This window comes from Vibrio sp. S/42/10 (assembly GCF_029890535.1).
Lineage (GTDB): Bacteria > Pseudomonadota > Gammaproteobacteria > Enterobacterales > Vibrionaceae > Vibrio > Vibrio cyclitrophicus.
Genome location: NZ_JAKMZC010000002.1, coordinates 230,738 through 247,807 on the forward strand (window position 1 = coordinate 230,738; position 17,070 = coordinate 247,807).

General features: G+C 44.0%; 13 protein-coding genes. 3 read left to right on the top strand and 10 right to left on the bottom strand.

Translation table 11 applies throughout. From position 1 onward, the window contains the following. The first annotated feature begins 41 nt into the window (after positions 1-41). Both malQ and glgB read left to right on the top strand, forming a co-directional pair. Entirely contained in the window at positions 42-2,222 is a 2,181-nt protein-coding gene (gene malQ / locus L8S15_RS03375; protein ID WP_016767391.1) for a 4-alpha-glucanotransferase, read from the top strand. A 175-nt stretch (positions 2,223-2,397) separates the two neighbouring features. Then, a complete protein-coding gene (glgB, locus tag L8S15_RS03380) occupies positions 2,398-4,578 on the top strand; it encodes a 1,4-alpha-glucan branching protein GlgB (protein WP_010431606.1) in 2,181 nt (726 codons plus the stop codon). A 56-nt stretch (positions 4,579-4,634) separates the two neighbouring features. Here glgB and L8S15_RS03385 read toward each other — a convergent pair whose 3' ends face one another. The 6 genes from L8S15_RS03385 to L8S15_RS03410 all read right to left on the bottom strand — a co-directional run bounded on the left by L8S15_RS03385 (position 4,635) and on the right by L8S15_RS03410 (position 10,242). Further along, entirely contained in the window at positions 4,635-5,111 is a 477-nt protein-coding gene (locus tag L8S15_RS03385; RefSeq protein ID WP_010431603.1) for a TetR/AcrR family transcriptional regulator, read from the bottom strand. Between the two features lie 217 nt (positions 5,112-5,328). Then, positions 5,329-6,168 (bottom strand): energy-coupling factor transporter transmembrane component T, encoded by an 840-nt coding sequence (locus L8S15_RS03390; RefSeq protein ID WP_010431601.1) that lies wholly within the window; start codon positions 6,166-6,168, stop codon positions 5,329-5,331. Beyond that, positions 6,165-7,859 (bottom strand): ABC transporter ATP-binding protein, encoded by a 1,695-nt coding sequence (locus L8S15_RS03395; RefSeq protein WP_010431598.1) that lies wholly within the window; start codon positions 7,857-7,859, stop codon positions 6,165-6,167. Before L8S15_RS03395 ends, L8S15_RS03390 begins: the two co-directional genes overlap by 4 nt. A 6-nt stretch (positions 7,860-7,865) precedes the next feature. Continuing rightward, the gene (locus L8S15_RS03400) at positions 7,866-8,414 is read right to left on the bottom strand and encodes an ECF-type riboflavin transporter substrate-binding protein (protein ID WP_010431596.1); all 549 of its coding nucleotides are present in this window, start codon (positions 8,412-8,414) and stop codon (positions 7,866-7,868) included. Between the two features lie 302 nt (positions 8,415-8,716). Further along, the gene (locus L8S15_RS03405) at positions 8,717-9,847 is read right to left on the bottom strand and encodes an HlyD family secretion protein (protein ID WP_016767392.1); all 1,131 of its coding nucleotides are present in this window, start codon (positions 9,845-9,847) and stop codon (positions 8,717-8,719) included. Continuing rightward, a complete protein-coding gene (locus tag L8S15_RS03410) occupies positions 9,847-10,242 on the bottom strand; it encodes a DUF3302 domain-containing protein (RefSeq protein ID WP_010431581.1) in 396 nt (131 codons plus the stop codon). Before L8S15_RS03410 ends, L8S15_RS03405 begins: the two co-directional genes overlap by 1 nt. A gap of 313 nt (positions 10,243-10,555) precedes the next feature. On the opposite strand from L8S15_RS03410, the gene L8S15_RS03415 reads away from it, so the two are divergent. Next, positions 10,556-11,464 (top strand): DMT family transporter, encoded by a 909-nt coding sequence (locus tag L8S15_RS03415; protein WP_010431578.1) that lies wholly within the window; start codon positions 10,556-10,558, stop codon positions 11,462-11,464. Between the two features lie 11 nt (positions 11,465-11,475). Here the strand turns inward: L8S15_RS03415 and L8S15_RS03420 are convergent, their stop codons facing one another. The 4 genes from L8S15_RS03420 to deoD form a co-directional block, all read right to left on the bottom strand. Continuing rightward, on the bottom strand, positions 11,476-13,056 hold the full coding sequence (locus L8S15_RS03420) for a GGDEF domain-containing protein (protein ID WP_010431576.1): 1,581 nt from the start codon (positions 13,054-13,056) through the stop codon (positions 11,476-11,478). Then, on the bottom strand, positions 13,056-14,525 hold the full coding sequence (locus L8S15_RS03425) for a hypothetical protein (protein WP_016767394.1): 1,470 nt from the start codon (positions 14,523-14,525) through the stop codon (positions 13,056-13,058). The genes L8S15_RS03420 and L8S15_RS03425 overlap by 1 nt, the downstream gene beginning before the upstream one ends. A 186-nt stretch (positions 14,526-14,711) precedes the next feature. Next, a complete protein-coding gene (locus L8S15_RS03430; RefSeq protein ID WP_010431571.1) occupies positions 14,712-16,181 on the bottom strand; it encodes a hypothetical protein in 1,470 nt (489 codons plus the stop codon). Positions 16,182-16,298: 117 nt separating this feature from the next. After that, positions 16,299-17,009 (bottom strand): purine-nucleoside phosphorylase, encoded by a 711-nt coding sequence (gene deoD, locus L8S15_RS03435; protein ID WP_010431568.1) that lies wholly within the window; start codon positions 17,007-17,009, stop codon positions 16,299-16,301. Positions 17,010-17,070: the final 61 nt, after the last annotated feature.

A 17,070-nucleotide genomic window follows, 5' to 3' on the forward strand; every position in this document is an offset into this window, starting at 1 on the left:
CCTACAAAATTGAAAGCGTTAGAACGTTTTCGGAGAGAGCGATGAAAGAACAGACCGTATTAAAACAAGTCGCAGAAATGGCAAATATTGCCGACAGTTACGTTAGTGCGTGGGGCGATGAAGCACAAGTATCAGACGAGACGATTACGTCTCTATTGGCTTCATTGGGCTACGATACAAGCAGCGATGATGCACTGCTAAAATCAGCAGAAAGAAAACACAAAAAAGATGTACTAGACCCTGTTCTTGTCTTGCGTGACGGTGAGCCAGTAGAAGTGGCGCTTAATCTAGGTGTAAGTGCTCGTGAAAGTGAGTTCAGCTGGCGCTTAGAAACCGAGCAAGGAGAGGTACTTGAAGGCTATCTTCAATCTCAAGTCGTTCGTGATGAGCGTGCAGAGGGTGGCCCTTTAGTGTTTGCATTGCCAAGTGATTTGGCATGGGGTTACCACAAGCTAATTGTGAGCCGTAAGCGCCGTAAGAAGCCTTACGAGATGACATTAATCATTACGCCAAAAGCGTGTTTCAAGCAATCACTAATCGAGCAAGGCAAAAAGCTTTGGGGACCAAGCGTTCAACTCTACACTCTCAGAACTCAGCACAACTGGGGCATTGGTGATTTTGGCGATCTAAAACAACTTGTTGCCGATATCGCGTCTCGCGGTGGTGATTTTGTTGGTCTAAACCCAATCCACTCATTATTCCCAGCGAACCCAGAAGGCGCGAGCCCATACAGCCCGTCCTCACGTCGTTGGTTGAACATATTATACATTGATGTGAGCTCAGTACCTGAATTCGCGTTAAGTGCTGAAGCACAACAAACGGTAGGCAGTGCTGAATTCCAACAGCGCCTACAGAAAGCTCGTGAAGCACACTGGGTGAATTACACTGAAGTGTCCGAGCTTAAGATGAGCATCTTGCCTCTGTTATTCGCAGAATTTAAGACTCGTCATTTAGATAAAAACAGCGATCGTGCACAAGCGTTCTTAGCGTTTGTTGAAGAAGGCGGTGAAAGCCTGATGCATCAAGCGGCGTTTGATGCTCTGCATGGTGAGTTACATGCTGAAGATTCAGGTATGTGGGGCTGGCCTGTATTCCCTGAGAAATACCGCACATTCGAAAGCCCAGCAACACAGAAATACATCAAAGAGAACCTAGAAAACGTTCATCTGTACATGTACCTGCAATGGTTAGCGGATTGCCAAATCAACGATGCCCAGTCTCTTGCAGAAGAGAAGGGGATGGCTGTTGGCCTGTACCGTGACTTAGCGGTAGGCGTTGCGGATTCAGGTAGCGAAACGTGGGCAGATGAAGGCAACCTAGTGATGGATGCGAGTATCGGTGCTCCACCGGATGTTCTTGGTCCTTTAGGTCAAAACTGGGGTTTACCACCGCTGAACCCTGAAGTACTTCAAGAAACCAGCTACGACGCGTACATTAAATTGCTTCGTGCCAACATGAAACATTGTGGTGCACTTCGTATTGATCACGTTTTAGGTCTGCTGCGTTTATGGTGGATTCCAAAAGGTGAGAACGCAACCCAAGGCGCGTACATCTACTACCCAGTGCAAGATATGCTTTCGATTCTGGCGCTTGAATCTCACCGTTACCAATGCAGCGTTATCGGTGAAGATTTAGGCACCGTGCCAGACGAAATCGTTGATATCCTAGCGGATGCGGGCGTACATTCTTACAAAGTGTTCTTCTTCGAAACATCGGAAGACGATGGTGGTTTCATTTCACCGAAACACTACGCACCACAATCGATGGCAGCATTGTGTACTCACGATATGCCAACGCTTCGCGGCTTCTGGCACTGTGATGACTTGAAAATGGGTCAAGAGATTGGTTTATACCCAGATGCAGAACAGCTAGAAACCTTGTTCGATGACCGTCTGGAGTGCAAACAAGGTATCTTAGATTCAGTGGCATGGCATGGCTTCTTACCTGAAGGTGTTGGTCGTGATGCAAGCCAAGTACCGATGGACTCTTATCTTGCTGAAGCACTTCAACTACACGTTGCGGCTGGTGGTTCAACATTATTGAGTGTTCAGTTGGAAGATTGGTTAGAGATGGACAAGCCAGTAAACATCCCTGGCACTGTAGATGAATACCCGAACTGGCGTCGTAAACTATCCATGAACTTGGACGAAATTTTCGCTCATGAAGGCGTCAATCGTATCGCTTCTAAGCTGACAGACGTTCGAGAAAAAGCAGGTAAGTAATGACGTTGAGTGACTTGAAAATAAGTGGTTTTTTGCTTACGGCGTACGAAACTACAACCTCGGTCACTCAATAATGAATGCTCATCTGGTAGAATAAATTGTCGTTATATTGCCCGCACTAATAGCGGGCATTTTTGTATTATATTTTTTGGATGTTTGGTTAGGGAGAAACGTTTTGGAACTAAGTTCGATTTCAAAGCAAAAACAAATATATACCCAACTATCACAGGCTTGTTTCACTGACCCGTTTGCGTTTTTAGGGCCGTACTTACCTTCAGATCAAGGTGCATTAAGAGTATGGATTCCAGGGGCAGATAAAGTAGAGTTGATCGTTGGAAAGGAACCTCGTATTGAGTTAGCGCGAGAGGGTGAAAGTGGCTTCATCCTTAAGCAAAAAAGAGACCTACGTTTCACTCACTATAAACTTGCGGTTGATTGGGCTGGGGTAGAGCAGATCATCGATGATCCATACCAGTACCACGATCTGTACGCGAGTTATGAAGATCTTCATACACCTAAAGATATGTATCATCACATGGGGGCTCAGTTTATTACGCTAGAGCGTGATGGACAGACGATTTCAGGTACGCGTTTCTTGGTGTATGCACCGCATGCAACGGCGGCAAGTTTGGTGGGTAACTTCAACGCTTGGGATGGTCGTCGCCACCCAATGCAACGCCTAGATTACGGTATGTGGGGCCTATTCATTCCTGAACTGGAAGAAGGCGCTCAATACAAGTTTGAATTAAAAGGGCCAAATGGTGAAGGCTTACCACATAAAGCTGACCCATGGGGCTTCTACTCAGAGCAATACCCATCGTTCTCATCAGTGACTTACGACCACGCTCGTTACGAGTGGCAAGATAGTCAATGGCAGAATCGCCCTGTTACGCAAAAGCGCAAAGAAGCACTTTCGTTCTATGAACTGCATGCAGGTTCTTGGAAGCGTAACGCCGAAGGAGAGTTCTTAAATTATCGCGAGCTTGCGGCAGAGCTAATTCCATACTTGACGGATCTTGGCTACACACACGTTGAGCTAATGCCAGTTTCAGAGCACCCATTCTACGGTTCTTGGGGTTATCAACCTGTTGGTCTATTTGCACCGACTAGTCGTTTTGGATCTCCTGATGATTTCAAATACTTTGTCGACCAATGTCACCAAGCTGGCTTAGGTGTGGTACTAGATTGGGTTCCTGCTCACTTCCCAAGTGATGATCACGGCCTAGCAAACTTCGATGGTACGCCATTGTTCCACGATCCAGATCCACGTCGTGGTTGGCATCAAGACTGGAACTCGTACATTTATGATTTAGGCAAAGAGCATGTTCGTCGTTTCTTGGTAGCAAACGCTTTGTACTGGTTCGAACAATTCCATATCGATGGCATCCGTGTTGATGCGGTTGCTTCGATGCTGTATCTCGATTATTCGCGTAGCCATGACCAATGGATTCCGAACGCAGATGGCGGCAACGAAAACTATGACGCCATTGCTACCCTTAAGTGGATGAACGAAGAAGTTTATAAACACTTCCCGAATGCGATGACGATTGCTGAAGAATCGACTGCTTTCCCTGGTGTTTCGGCACCGACCTTTATGGGCGGCTTAGGCTTCGGCTTTAAGTGGAATATGGGCTGGATGCACGACAGTTTATCTTACATCCAAGAGGACCCGATTAACCGTAAATATCACCACGATACGATTACTTTCCCGCTGGTCTACGCACACAGTGAAAATTATGTATTATCTTTGTCACACGATGAGGTGGTTTACGGTAAGGGGTCTATCCATAACAAGATGCCTGGTGATGAATGGCAACAAACAGCCAACTTACGTGCTTATATGGGTTACATGTATGCACAGCCAGGTAAGAAGTTGAATTTCATGGGTGCTGAATTTGGTCAGACGGCTGAATGGAACCACGATGATCAACTGCAATGGTTCTTGCTGGATTACGATCGTCATCAAGGTGTTCAGCGCTTAACCAGAGACCTGAATAACCTATACCGCTCTGAAGCTGCAATGCATGACCTTGATTTTGACCCGAAAGGCTTTGAATGGCGTCTACAAGATTCTGCAGAAGCGAGCATTCTTGCGCATGAGCGTATCAGTGAGTCAGGTGAGCGTGTATTGGTAGTTTCTAACTTTACGCCAGTCCCTCACGAGCATTTCCGATTAGGTGTTCCAGCAAAAGGGAAGTATTCACTATTGTTGAATACAGACTCGGTTGATTACGCAGGTAGCGGTTTTGAAGTGAAGAAAGTCGCTGAGATTGAATCAGTAGAAAGCGAAGGGCTAGACACATCGATTGAGCTACGCCTACCACCGTTATCGACGGTTTTTTATAAACTGAATTAACCGATTGTTAAAATAAAAAATGGGAGCTTTAAGCTCCCATTTTTATTGCTTCGAAACTAATTTGATGGTGTTCCAAGGTTAGTTAGGTAGAACATTGAACGTCCTATTACCGTTTCAAGGATGCGAGCAGAGTCGGTCCCGAAGCTATTCAGCATTTTTTCGCGAAACAGACCATCTGAACTGACATTGAATGCTTCGGGACTTTTGACCTGTGAGGCATGAAAAAACATCAGTTTGATAACGTATCGGAATTGTTCATTGTCTAAAGCATTTTGCCATGATTGAAGAAAGACCTCTTCCGAAGCGAAGTCTAGGTTTTCTATAACAATCGATAACATGTGCTTGTGAAGCACTGTTCGGATAGCACGTGTCGATGGATAATAGCCCTGAAGCGTTGTTAAACTAATGCCAATTTCCTGAGCAATCCTTGCATAAGTTAGAGCTTCATGTCCTTCAGCCAGAAAAAGGTTCAATACGATTTCATCGTAGTTTTTTTGATTTTCTAGTTTCTGTAATTGAGTTATTCGAGCCATTATAAATCCCACATTAGGTGTGACATTCTGTATAGAAATTACGGATTGAGGATGTTAACAAAATATTCCGTAATAGACCTTAAAAAACAAAAAATTACGCATAAAAAGATATAATTAATCGATAATTTATACATAAACTACTGTTTAGTGTGAAAAAAGGCCACTTAACTAAGTGGCCTTTGATTCTTTAACAGTGTTGTCTTATGACTTTGCAAGGCTAGAAAGGGTACCAGAACAGCTGCTCTTCAAGTACTCGCTTTGTGATGGCGAGTATTACGACTAATGCGATAACGGCTAAACAAACAAAATCGACACGTTTCAAAGGTGCATAGCTATACCAAGTACGCGCTTTGTGTCGACCAAAACCTCGCAACGTCATTGCATTAGATATCTCGTCTGCGCGGTCCAAGCTAGAGAAAATAAGCGGGCCTAGGACCTTGGCTACATTTTTGATTCGAGTAATTAGGGGCGCTTTCTTCGAAAGCTCTACACCACGAGCCTGTTGGGCGTGCATGATATTGACGAAATCTTTCTTAACTTCTGGCAAGTAACGTAGCGTTAAGCTCACCGCATAAGCTATTTTGTAAGGAACACCGATACGGTTGAGGCTGGCAGCAAATTCAGTTGGATGCGTAGTAAATACGAATATCAACGCAATCGGGAACATGCTCATGTATTTAAGCGTTACCGTGACTAAGTAAAACAGGGTCTCTTGGCTTAACGAGTAGTTGCCAGGTAGCGTTAACAATATGTTCTCGCTACCGATAAGCTCAGTACCTTGCTGTGGCGCAAGGAGGTACATGAATAAAGCATTTAGGCTTAATACACTCGCCGTACCCAATAACAAAGGCTTATACACGCGTACAGGGACATTGGTAAGCTTCAACAGGTATAAACCAGTCACAATAAGCAGCGTAATCAATCTTAGGTCAAACGTAGTTAACACCACGGTTACCCAAGCCAAGAAGAGTGCAAATTTGGTGATGCCGTTGAGTGCGTGAAGCGGTGATTTTGTATCAATGTAATTGATGCCGAATTTTACTTTTGATGCGTTCATTGAGCACTTCTCTCGTAGTCGATGAAGTATTGCATGAACGCATTAGTATCGTCGATTTTCATCATGGTCGCGAGTTCATAAATGCTGGTGGTACAAAGATTTGCGCGTTCTAGAAGTGATGGTTGGCTAAATACTTCTGTCATCGCCGCATTAGCGATGAGTCTGCTGTCTGCAATCACAATTGAACGCGTGGTGTATTCTAAAACGAGGTGCATGTCGTGTGAAATGATCACAACGGTGATACCTAGGTCGCGGTTGAGTTTTTGGATGAACGCTAACATTGACGTGTAGTTTCGGTAATCTTGGCCAGCTGTTGGTTCATCCAAGATGAGAAGTTCAGGTTCCAACACTAAGATAGAAGCGATGGTTACACGTTTTTTCTGGCCGTAGCTTAGTGCTTCGATCGGCCAATGGCGGAACTTACTCAGCCCACACAACTCAAGAACATGCTCTACTTTTTCTGTGATCAGTTCTTCTGCAATGTTGCGGTTACGAAGACCAAAAGCAATCTCATCAAAAATCATATGATGCGAGATCATATGATTTGGGTTCTGCATCACGACACCGACTTTCTGGCTTCTTTCAAAGATAGAAAGTTCAGATAGGTCTTCACCATTTAGATAGGAAGAGCCTGAATCGGCATCGATCACACCCATGATGAGTTTGGTTATGGTAGATTTACCCGAACCGTTTTTGCCTAGAATCGAAACAAACTCACCTTTGCCAATCTTGAAGCTCACATCTTCGAGTGCGTTTTTCTCGCCGTCGTAAGAATAAGTCAGACCATGAACTTCAAGTAAAGGTGGATATTGCTTATCTGCTACCGGGGCAGGGCGCTCAGCAAACCAAGCTTGAACAGCAGGGCGGAACCTTTTGTAGTCTAAAGCTTTGAGGTTTGACAGCTTATCTTCGCAGGTTAGTGGGGCTTTCGCCGCCTTAAGCGCCGACAAGTAAAGCGGTTCACGAATACCGTGTGTATCAAGTAATTCAGAAGCTAAGATTTCATCGGGTGTCGTGTCAGCGACGATTTCACCACGTTCCATTAAGATCACGCGATCGATATCGCGATGCAGGACATCCTCAAGGCGGTGCTCGATAATCACGATGGTCTTGTTGGTTTCTTTATGCAGCTGATCAATGATCTCAATCGTTGCCTTACCTGTTTTCGGGTCAAGGCTTGCTAGAGGTTCATCGAACAGCAATATATCAACGTCATCAACTAAGATGCCCGCTAAGGACACTCGCTGTTTTTGACCACCTGAAAGGTCATGAGGTGAACGTTCAAGCATGTCCGCTAGATCGACCATTTTTGCAGTCGACTTAACTAACGGGTACATGTCAATGTTCGACATCAACTGGTTTTCGAGTGCGAAAGCGATGTCTTCACCGATACTCAAACCTACAAACTGGCTGTCAGTATCTTGTAATACCGTGCCGACTTGCTCGGTATAATCGTGCATCGAAAACTCAGAGATATTCTTGCCGTTTATCTCTAAAGAGCCGGTTACCTCACCTTTGATTGCATGAGGTATCAAGCCATTGAGACACTGACCTAGGGTAGATTTACCACTACCACTTGGCCCAATAATGACGATTTTCTCTCCTTTCTCTATCCTTAGATTGATATTTTTTAGCGTCGGTTTGTCCAGCGACTCATATCTAAAAGAGAAGTTCGAAAATGCTATAGTCATTATCGCTTATGCCTCAGTCAGGTTGCGGCTTTGTTTGTTGCGTTTAGCGACTGATTTTAGGATCAGGAAGCCCACAACAGCGATCAGAACTGTGTTACCCGCTGCGATGATAGACAGTTGTGTGAAGACTTTAGTAAACGGTTCAGCGTATAGGATGGTGTCTAGGAACGCAGAGCAGCCATAGCCCACAACGTTACCTGCAAGGGCAAGTATCACGAACAATACAAAATCTTTCATTGGAAGCTCGCCTTGCTGAAGGCGATTTTTGGTTATTATTGGGAAAAGACCGATAACCATACCTACGATACCTGAGCCTAATACCCAAGTTAGCCATACGCCCCAACCTGCAAATAAGTCGGTAACCCAGTGGCCAATAAAACCAACCAAGAAGCCAACAATAGGGCCAAATAGAACCGAAAACAGTGCAAGGACGGCCATTGCTGGTTTCAATGTCGTGTTCGCAAACACTGGGACACCAAACATAGGTAAACCACCAATGCCGTACAGCGCCGCGCCAATGGCAATAACGACGACTGTTTTAGCTGAAAAGTTCATAGATAACCTCGAATACAGAAAGATAAAGCATGATAAAGAACGAATATTCGCCATTAGTAATATGCGTCTCAATGAGAACATTTTTTGGGCAAATATAAAAAATAAGGCGCGCATTATACAGTAGAACCCTTCCATAAGGGAAGATAAGTGTCTAGATGTCTAAAATTCCACCTTAGTAGGCTAATGTGGCGTAAAAAGCACAACTTTATGGTTAATCAAGCAACAAAAAAGCCAGAACAGATCTGGCTTTATCATTCATATTAACAATGTGTTAAGTAGTTTTCTCTTTGTTCCACTACAGTTTAGTGGTCAAGGTATAGATAATTTTGCCAACTTTTCATACGAATAAGCACTTTACGCATAATAGATACATGAGTGAAACTGTCAGAATAAACGGCAACTTCAACCGCGGTACCCATAGGTAAATGGTATTCCGATAGATCATCGGTGATGCTTAATTTAACAAACACACGACCACTGGTACGCAATGCATCAGTACCTAGAAGCGCGCCTCTAGCTTGGAATTGGCTCTCACCGATAGCTGGAATCACCTCATCAATGCGCCCTTTGAATACTTCCCCTGGTAGCGCTCTAAACAAAAATTCTGCTTCGTAACCAGGTTGTAGGCGTTGTAAGGAGTTTTGTCTGAATGCTGCAGTATAGAACTGTTCTTCGGTGTGAACAAAAGTCATAACGGGTGCTAGTGGAAGTGGCACAGCCATTACACCAGGGCGCAGAGCAAGTTGAGTTACGTAACCATCGGTCGGTGCTCGTACCACGGTTTGCTCTAGATCGAACTGAGCTTTACGCAATTCGGCCAATAAACTCAAAACCGCGGTATTCTCGCCACCAATTTCAGAGTCTAAGGCGATTTTTGCTTGTTCTAGATTTGCATCTGCCACTTTCACGGCGGCTTCCGATGCTTTGTAAGCTTGTCTGCGAGTGTCTAATTGTTGCTCAGTAAAGGCGCCACTGTCATAACCACGTTTATAACGAGAGAATTCACGTTGGGCTTTATCTCGCTCTGCGATGGCTTTGATTCTTGCGGCTTCGGCTTCGGTTACTTCCGATTCCATACCGAGAGCGCCTTGGCTCGCCTCTTTTACTTTCGCCTCTAATCGTGCGACTTCAGCTTCAAATGGAATAGGGTCGATCTTGAAAAGAATATCCCCTTGCTTAAGAGGTTTATTTGCCTCTACAGGCACTTCTATAACTTTACCTCTTACACCAGAAACAACCGGCGTTGTTGAGTAAACTTGGTTACCAATTTGAGTAAAAGGGTGGTTGTAGTTCATCAATAGGATCAATGTACCTATGATGATAACACCACCAAGAACGGCGGTAGGTACAGTCCATTTGTTTAGCGGGATATTAAACACTTTGAAAATAGTGATACAAAGTGCCGCGTAGGTCATTATCAGCAGTAAATCCATTACTTAACCTCCTGATCTTGATCGTTGTTTTGAACTTTGTCTGTATTCACTTCTACGGAATTTGCCTGTTTGAGTTGAGCAATTTCTTCCTGAAGCGTGCTAACCTGGTCGATCAAAATATCAACACGATGATGAATGTCGTGTTGTTCTTCTTCTAATTTAGCGAAGCCCCAGCCACGATCTTTACGCCATAGCGTTGCCCAGATCCAAAGGAAGGGCCAAATAGCATGTAAGGTGAATAGGCTAACCCAGCCTGAGACGTGAATAGCATCTTGATGAGGGTGATTGCGTTCTTTTGCTATTTCGTAGGGAATATCGTGAATAACGATGATGCCGTAAAAGATTACTAATGCTACGAAAATAAGTAGGCCGAGCGCAAAGTAGTCTAAAAACATAACAGATCCTTGTAATGTTAGATATTAGTTATAAATATACTACGCTATCATCCAAGTAATTGTTATAAAAATGATTTATCGAGTTGAAAATAATGTGTGTTCGCTTCTAATGTGAGCATAATAGTTATTGGTTTTTATAAAATCCAGTTAGAGGCAAGGTGAGTCGGTGGCTAATTTTAGGTTCGATTAACGCCAAAAAGTGGGTGTTAATATGAAATTTTCAGAATGACAAACCGTAATTAGCCGAATCATCGTAACAGAAATCATGCAGGCTAGGTTGAAATGGCATACATATCACTGAGGATAAATACGGATGTATATAGGTGAACTTGCCGCGATAGGTGCGGCTATTGTGTGGGCGTGTGCGACATGGATTTACGGACAGTTCGGTCATCGCTTCTCTGCGATGCAGTTGAATATTGTTAAAGGCGTCGTGGCTTCTGGCATGATGTTACTTGTGATGCCCCTTATTCCAATGCCAGAGTTTGAAATGAGTGCGAATCACTTTTGGATACTGGCCATTTCTGGTGTCATTGGCATCGCGATTGGAGATAGCGCGTATTTTGCGGCATTAAAAAGAATTGGCGCGAATAAAACCTTGTTGCTTGAATCTTTGGCTCCACCTCTTTCTGGTGTATTGGCATTAATGTTTTTAGGTGCTGCATTGACGTTGCAAAGTTGGCTCGGTGTTGTTATCACGACTTTAGCCGTGACATTTGTCGTTTTTCAGCCGTCTCAGTCTGTGAATGGGGAGGCCGATTCTAAAAACAAAGCACAATGGAGTGGTATTGGATTTGGGCTTGTGGCGAGTGTTTGTCAGGCTTCTGGAGTAGTGATTTCCCATTATGCTTTGGTGGCTGGTGATATTCCCCCATTGTTAGGAGCGCTGATTCGCCTCACGATAGGCGTGTTTGTCGTGATGCTGATTATCCCTTTTGTTGAGAGTAAGCCTTACTCGTCTATGAAAAAAGATTTATGGGAGATGACCAAATTCGACAAGCTGTGGCTTTTAGGGGCAATATTTGTCGGAACATTTTTGGCGCTGTGGCTTCAGCAGGTTGCGTTGAAAAATGCCAACCCAGCAATTGCACAAACATTAATAGCGACCAGCCCTGTCTTTATTTTGGTGATCTATGTGCTCAAAGGGGAAAAGATCTCGAAGCAAAGTGTCATCGGGACACTTGCTGCGTTAGGTGGAATCTCTCTTTTTTTCTATCAGTAGTTTGGCTTAAATTATTCGGTACAAGTTTGATTACGACCGTTAGCTTTAGCTCGGTACAAGGCTTTGTCTGCTCGGTAGAAGGTACGTTGAGTATTCTCTCCCTCGCGGTGTATTGTGATACCAATACTTACGGTTAGACCGCGCTCTCCTAAGATCTCATGCCAGCCGAATTGGAAAATACGTTCTCGATAATTCTCAGAGTGCATTTCCGCTTTATCAAGGTTAGTGTTTTCAAGGATAACTAAGAATTCTTCTCCACCAAACCTAACACATGAAGCTCCTCTAAATTTAAAGTAAGAACGCAGCTCTTGAGAAACACTAACAATCGCTTTATCACCCACTAAGTGACTGAGTTCGTCATTGATTGATTTAAAGTGGTCAATATCGACAACCATCAATGCGAAAGGTGTCTCGTGTAGGAGCAGGTCTTTGAGTTTTACGTCTAGCCAACGACGGTTGTGTAAACCTGTCAGTGGGTCGGTGAAAACATCTTGTTGTAGTTGAGCCACTGCGTTTTTGTGCTGTTCGGTGGTTTCTTTCAACTCACGATTTTCTTGTTCAGAGAGAATTAGCTTCAGTTGTAGTTCAAATCGCGAAAGACGACGTAGTTGGCTCGAGCCCAGTTCGCTGATAGGGATCTGTTTCATGAGATCCGTTTCAATGCGGTAGCCCTTTTTCTCATAGTTCAATGCTTCTTGAAAGCGGCCTTGGTTCATACACACATCACTCAAGGAGTCGTAGAAGCGCTTTGCGAGAACGGGGGATGAGTATTCATTCACACGTTTGTCTGTGCTCGATAAGATCATGCTTGCGTATTCTTGTTTACCAATAGCACTTAAACAATATGCCGTCTCTAAGCGAGTCATCGTAGCAAGCCAATTTGCTTGAGTATTATTGACTGGATACTGAATCTTAGTCAGACAACGCAGTGCGTCGTGATGTTTCTTCTTAGCGCGAAGCACTTTTGCTTGGTAAAGCAGTATTTGAGCTGTGAGTTGTTTGTCGCTGACGAGAATACTGAGTTCATCACACTCGTTAAGCAAATCACTGGCCGCAGTAATACGATTAAGCAACAGCAAACTTGCCACCATATGAAGCTTAAACTTGAGTCGAAGTGAGCGACTACTTATGGCATGGTCAATACTGTTGATTTTCTGGTAGTAGCGAAGGGCTCTACTGTGATCTCCGTAGGCATCACAGAGGTTGCCCATACCCAAAATAGCCATGACGTATTCATCAATGTAACCGTGTTCAACGGCGATTGACGATGAGCTCACGAATTCATTCAATGCTGAGGTATAATCGCCAATTTCAACCAAGCGGTCACTTAAGCTGGTTTTTACCGTAAGAATGTCTTCGATATCAACAGGCAAGTGCAGAAGGTTTAGTGCATGCCTTAATTCTTCGATACTGGTTTGATTTTGTTGTAATTCAGCGCGATATTCAGAACTGATGATATAACAGTGCGCTTGCTCCGTTTTGGTTGTCGAAACGTGTTGGCGAATATGGTTCCAGAAGATGATTGCTTCTTCACCTGAGACCGATGAAGGATCTAAACCGGCATCGGTGATCTTGCTTAATAGAGTTTCCATCAATTTAGCACCTCGGCATCGTCTTCTTCTAGTTGTTCAAGAGTGAACGGGAACGTCAATATGTCATTGAGGCTGACGGTTGGCTTCGAACCTTTTAGTCCTTTTCTATGCCACGGATAAATTTCAAGCATGGTGCTGAGAGTTTGGAAAGTTTTCTCTGCAGCTTCCCCTTTTTCAGAAAGCATAAGAGCGACTCGCTCTGAACTCAGTCTTGAAATGAAGTCATTCTGATTACACAAGGTATGAGCAATCTCGGTGCAGACATCTAAGTAATCGGTATCGATGTGCTGAAACATAATAATGCTGTGGTTTGAACGTTTGAGCTCTGTTTTAAAGAGCACCAGTTGTTCCCACCAAAAGGTTTCGGAAACGACATGAGAGAGGTGCTTTTCAGGGTCGTATTCGTGTTGGCCACGGATACGGTTAATCAATTTTCTTGCTCGCTGTTCAAGTTGGCGCTTTGAATTGCGTGCTTTATCTAGGCCAACGCGGTTGGTTTGCTCTCGAAGCATACCGATAGAATATTGGCGGTATTTTTTAAAGGCGATTAAAGCTGCGTTAAAATCTTGGTTTTCTTCAGCGACTAACGATTGTTGATAACAAATTTGACTGAGTAGTTCACCGTTATCGAATTCGTTTGCAGATTGTTCAGCGAGTTTAAGCAATTCAGCGGCATGTTCGGGCCTTTTTCTCAGAAGCTCTAATCGAGCTCGACTGATATAGGAATGCGCTTTCATCCATACGAGGTTATGCTCAACAGCTAGGCTGTGCGCTTTGGCTGTTGCCTTTTCTGCATCATCTAAACGCTCTAAACCAAGAAGCGCAAGACCTCTGAAATCCCACACCTCGGCATGCCAGGTATTATCTTTATGATCTTTTAAGGCTTCTTCCGCACCATCGAGTACCGACAGCATTTCAACATAGTTATTGAGTAAGTAGTAATCCCACGCGAGCAATATTCTTGCTTTGCCTTCTAACCAACCGATACGACTGTTGTTTGCAACTTTTACGGCAAGTTGGTGTGTAGAGCGCGCTAGCTTGTATTCGTGGGTCATTCGCCAAATGTTGCCAAGACCAATGAGGCATTCGATTTGTATCTCTACCTCATCAACTAGCGCAGATTGTTCTAAGGCGTTGATCCAGAATTGTTGGGCAGAGTAATACTTGGCTTGCCCCCAGAATTGGAGTGCGTGCAGGTGGAGAATTTCAGGGAGAAAAAGATCGGTGTCTAATCGGCTTTGTCGCTTGTAGGCTTCCTTGATGTATTTTAAACCTTTTTGGTAGTCCATTAGGTTCCAGCAACATCTGGCCATCAACATTAATGACTGGATCGCCCCCTCTTCAAACAAAACTTGTTCTGACCTGACGAGACATTGTTGAGTAATCTCAAGGATCACTAACGGTTCAGAATCGACGCGAGTTTTGAGTTGTTCTAATTCTGTTTCAAGAAGGTACTGATTTTTGTCCAAGGCTTAGATCCATAATTATCGAGCATATTGATAACACAATCATTATAAGAGTGTGATTTAGGATAAGCACCAATTATCTTTCCTAGAGCGTCAAAGAAACATCTATCTTTTCCAATTATGGGTGTTACCTCATGTTGTTGCTTTAAAATCAATGAGTTCCCGAATAAATATCTATATGCTTCGCTGCTATGAAAGTAGTTGCTTTAGGGTTAATGGCTGCTCCGCGACACCTAAGCGCTGCGCGGCTGTAAGGCCCTGCTTATCTTGGTAGCACAGATTGTGCCAAGCTCTGAATATATCGAGCAATGGAAGGATGCCCCCAGGACGAAGCTTACGTCTAGGTTCATTGATAAAGCTATCAAATAGCAGTTGAAACCGCTGCTGATAAAACTTAGTTTGCTGAATTGAAGCAGTGTTAAACCACTGTTTTGGCTCTGGATTATTACCTGTTAGGTAGCATATGCCTTTCTGGTTGTCACCTTGATTTGCGATAGCCCAGCGATCACGCCACCAACTCATATGGACGATATCGATTTTTTCAAAACTTTGATCGTCTTGCCAGCCTGAATCTTCTTCAACATACATCAGGTCAATATTTTGACTCTGAATGCGCGGCAAACAAACGCTGAGAGCGGCAGATCTTAGTAATGGATCTTGTGGCATATAAATAGCGACGTGTTTGTTTTCGTCACACATATCAAGCACATGCAAGAAATGAGCATAAGAGGTATAGGGTGGTCGAACTAGCGCGCCTTTAGAAGGGTAGCTGAATGCGGTGAGGTTCCCCATTGGGTCTTCAACGTTACCTCTGGCAAGAATCACTTGGTACTTTTGTTCAATACGCTCTTTTAGCTTATCTGATGGCTGGGGAAGCTCTAGATTCGCTTCTGACGAATGCTCCTTTGATACAAAGCGTGCAACGTCGTCGTAAGGGTTATGATCGACATTCCCAGACGGTTCTTCGTTCTGAGAGTAATTGACGTGCTGACAAAGGATATAACCAGAATGTGCCTCGCCCGTTGCTATCCAAAGGACACCATTATTACTTTGCGGCTGTAGTCGCTGATAATGCGAAGCAAATTGGTAATTTTTTGCATGATTAACCCATCGTGCATCGATCATTGCCAACTTACGACGACAACGACTCGCGATATGGTCAACATGATCATAGAAAGTCTTTGGGTTGATCTCTAATTTTCTGCAGATCTCACGTACGGAATAACCCATGAACAATAAGCCCATGAGGTTCTCTTGAAACTGAAGTTTTTTATTGGATCCAGACCACTTATCAACGAAGGTTGATTGGCAGTCTTTGCATCGATAGCGTTGCCTGTCACCACTATAGCCAAAGGCATGGTAAAGATGTTTATGGGTATGAACCGATAGGCCAAAGTTCTCGCAATCATCATTACGACAAGCAGGAAGGCCATCGCTGTGAAGTTGTCTTAGGCGATGAAGTTCGCTTAACACTTCACGATTGTTAAGTAAGGGGGGGAAAGCTCCACACTCACGACAAACCATCGCTGGACGCTTAGGATTCGCATGTTGCAAAACATATCGTTTTGCATCGCTCAAGCCAAAGTTGTCACACGCCAATGTTTTACAAAAGTTGAGTTGTAATCCATCCGCATCTTTTGGCAGCTTGTCGTTGGACACGATCGCCCCCTCGGGGTTATTTAGGCAGCCAAGCGAACTTGGCTGCGAGGTATTGCGTTTCAATCTATGTATTGTCAAAAACTAGCTAGTGTAAAAGAGATAGCTATTTTCTTTTAATTAGATGTTGATTGCTGTTTCAAGAGCAACGGTCATCATGTCGTTGAATGATTTTTGACGATCTTCTGAACTTAGTTTCTCACCACGGATGATGTGATCAGATACTGTAAGAATTGTTAGGGCTTTAGCTCCTAAGTCTGCAGCAACACCGTAGATACCAGCCGCTTCCATATCAACACCAAGGATGCCTAGTTTTTCCATTTTTTCGAAAAGGTCAGCTTCTGGAGTGTAGAAAAGGTCAGCAGAGAATACGTTACCAACTTTAACTGGAACTTCTTGTGAACGCGCTTGTTTTACTGCTTCTTCTAGCAGACCGAAATCAGCGATAGCAGCGAAGTCGTGGTTGTTGAAACGAATACGGTTTACTTTTGAGTCAGTTGAAGCACCCATACCGATAACAACGTCCATTAGTTTAACGTCGTCACGTACCGCGCCACAGCTACCTACACGAATAACGTTTTTCACACCGTACTCAGCGATAAGCTCATGTACGTAGATGCAGCATGATGGGATACCCATACCGTGGCCCATTACAGAAACTTTCTTGCCTTTGTAAGTGCCTGTGTAACCAAACATGTTGCGAACGTCACAAACTTGCTTCACGTCATCAAGGAATGTTTCCGCAATGTATTTTGCGCGAAGCGGGTCGCCCGGCATAAGTACTGTTTCTGCGAAATCACCAGCTTGAGCATTAATATGAGGTGTAGCCATGGTCGTTCTCCAAAGTTTATGCGGTAATGATAGGAACAGGATTTAATCAATTACCGATTCT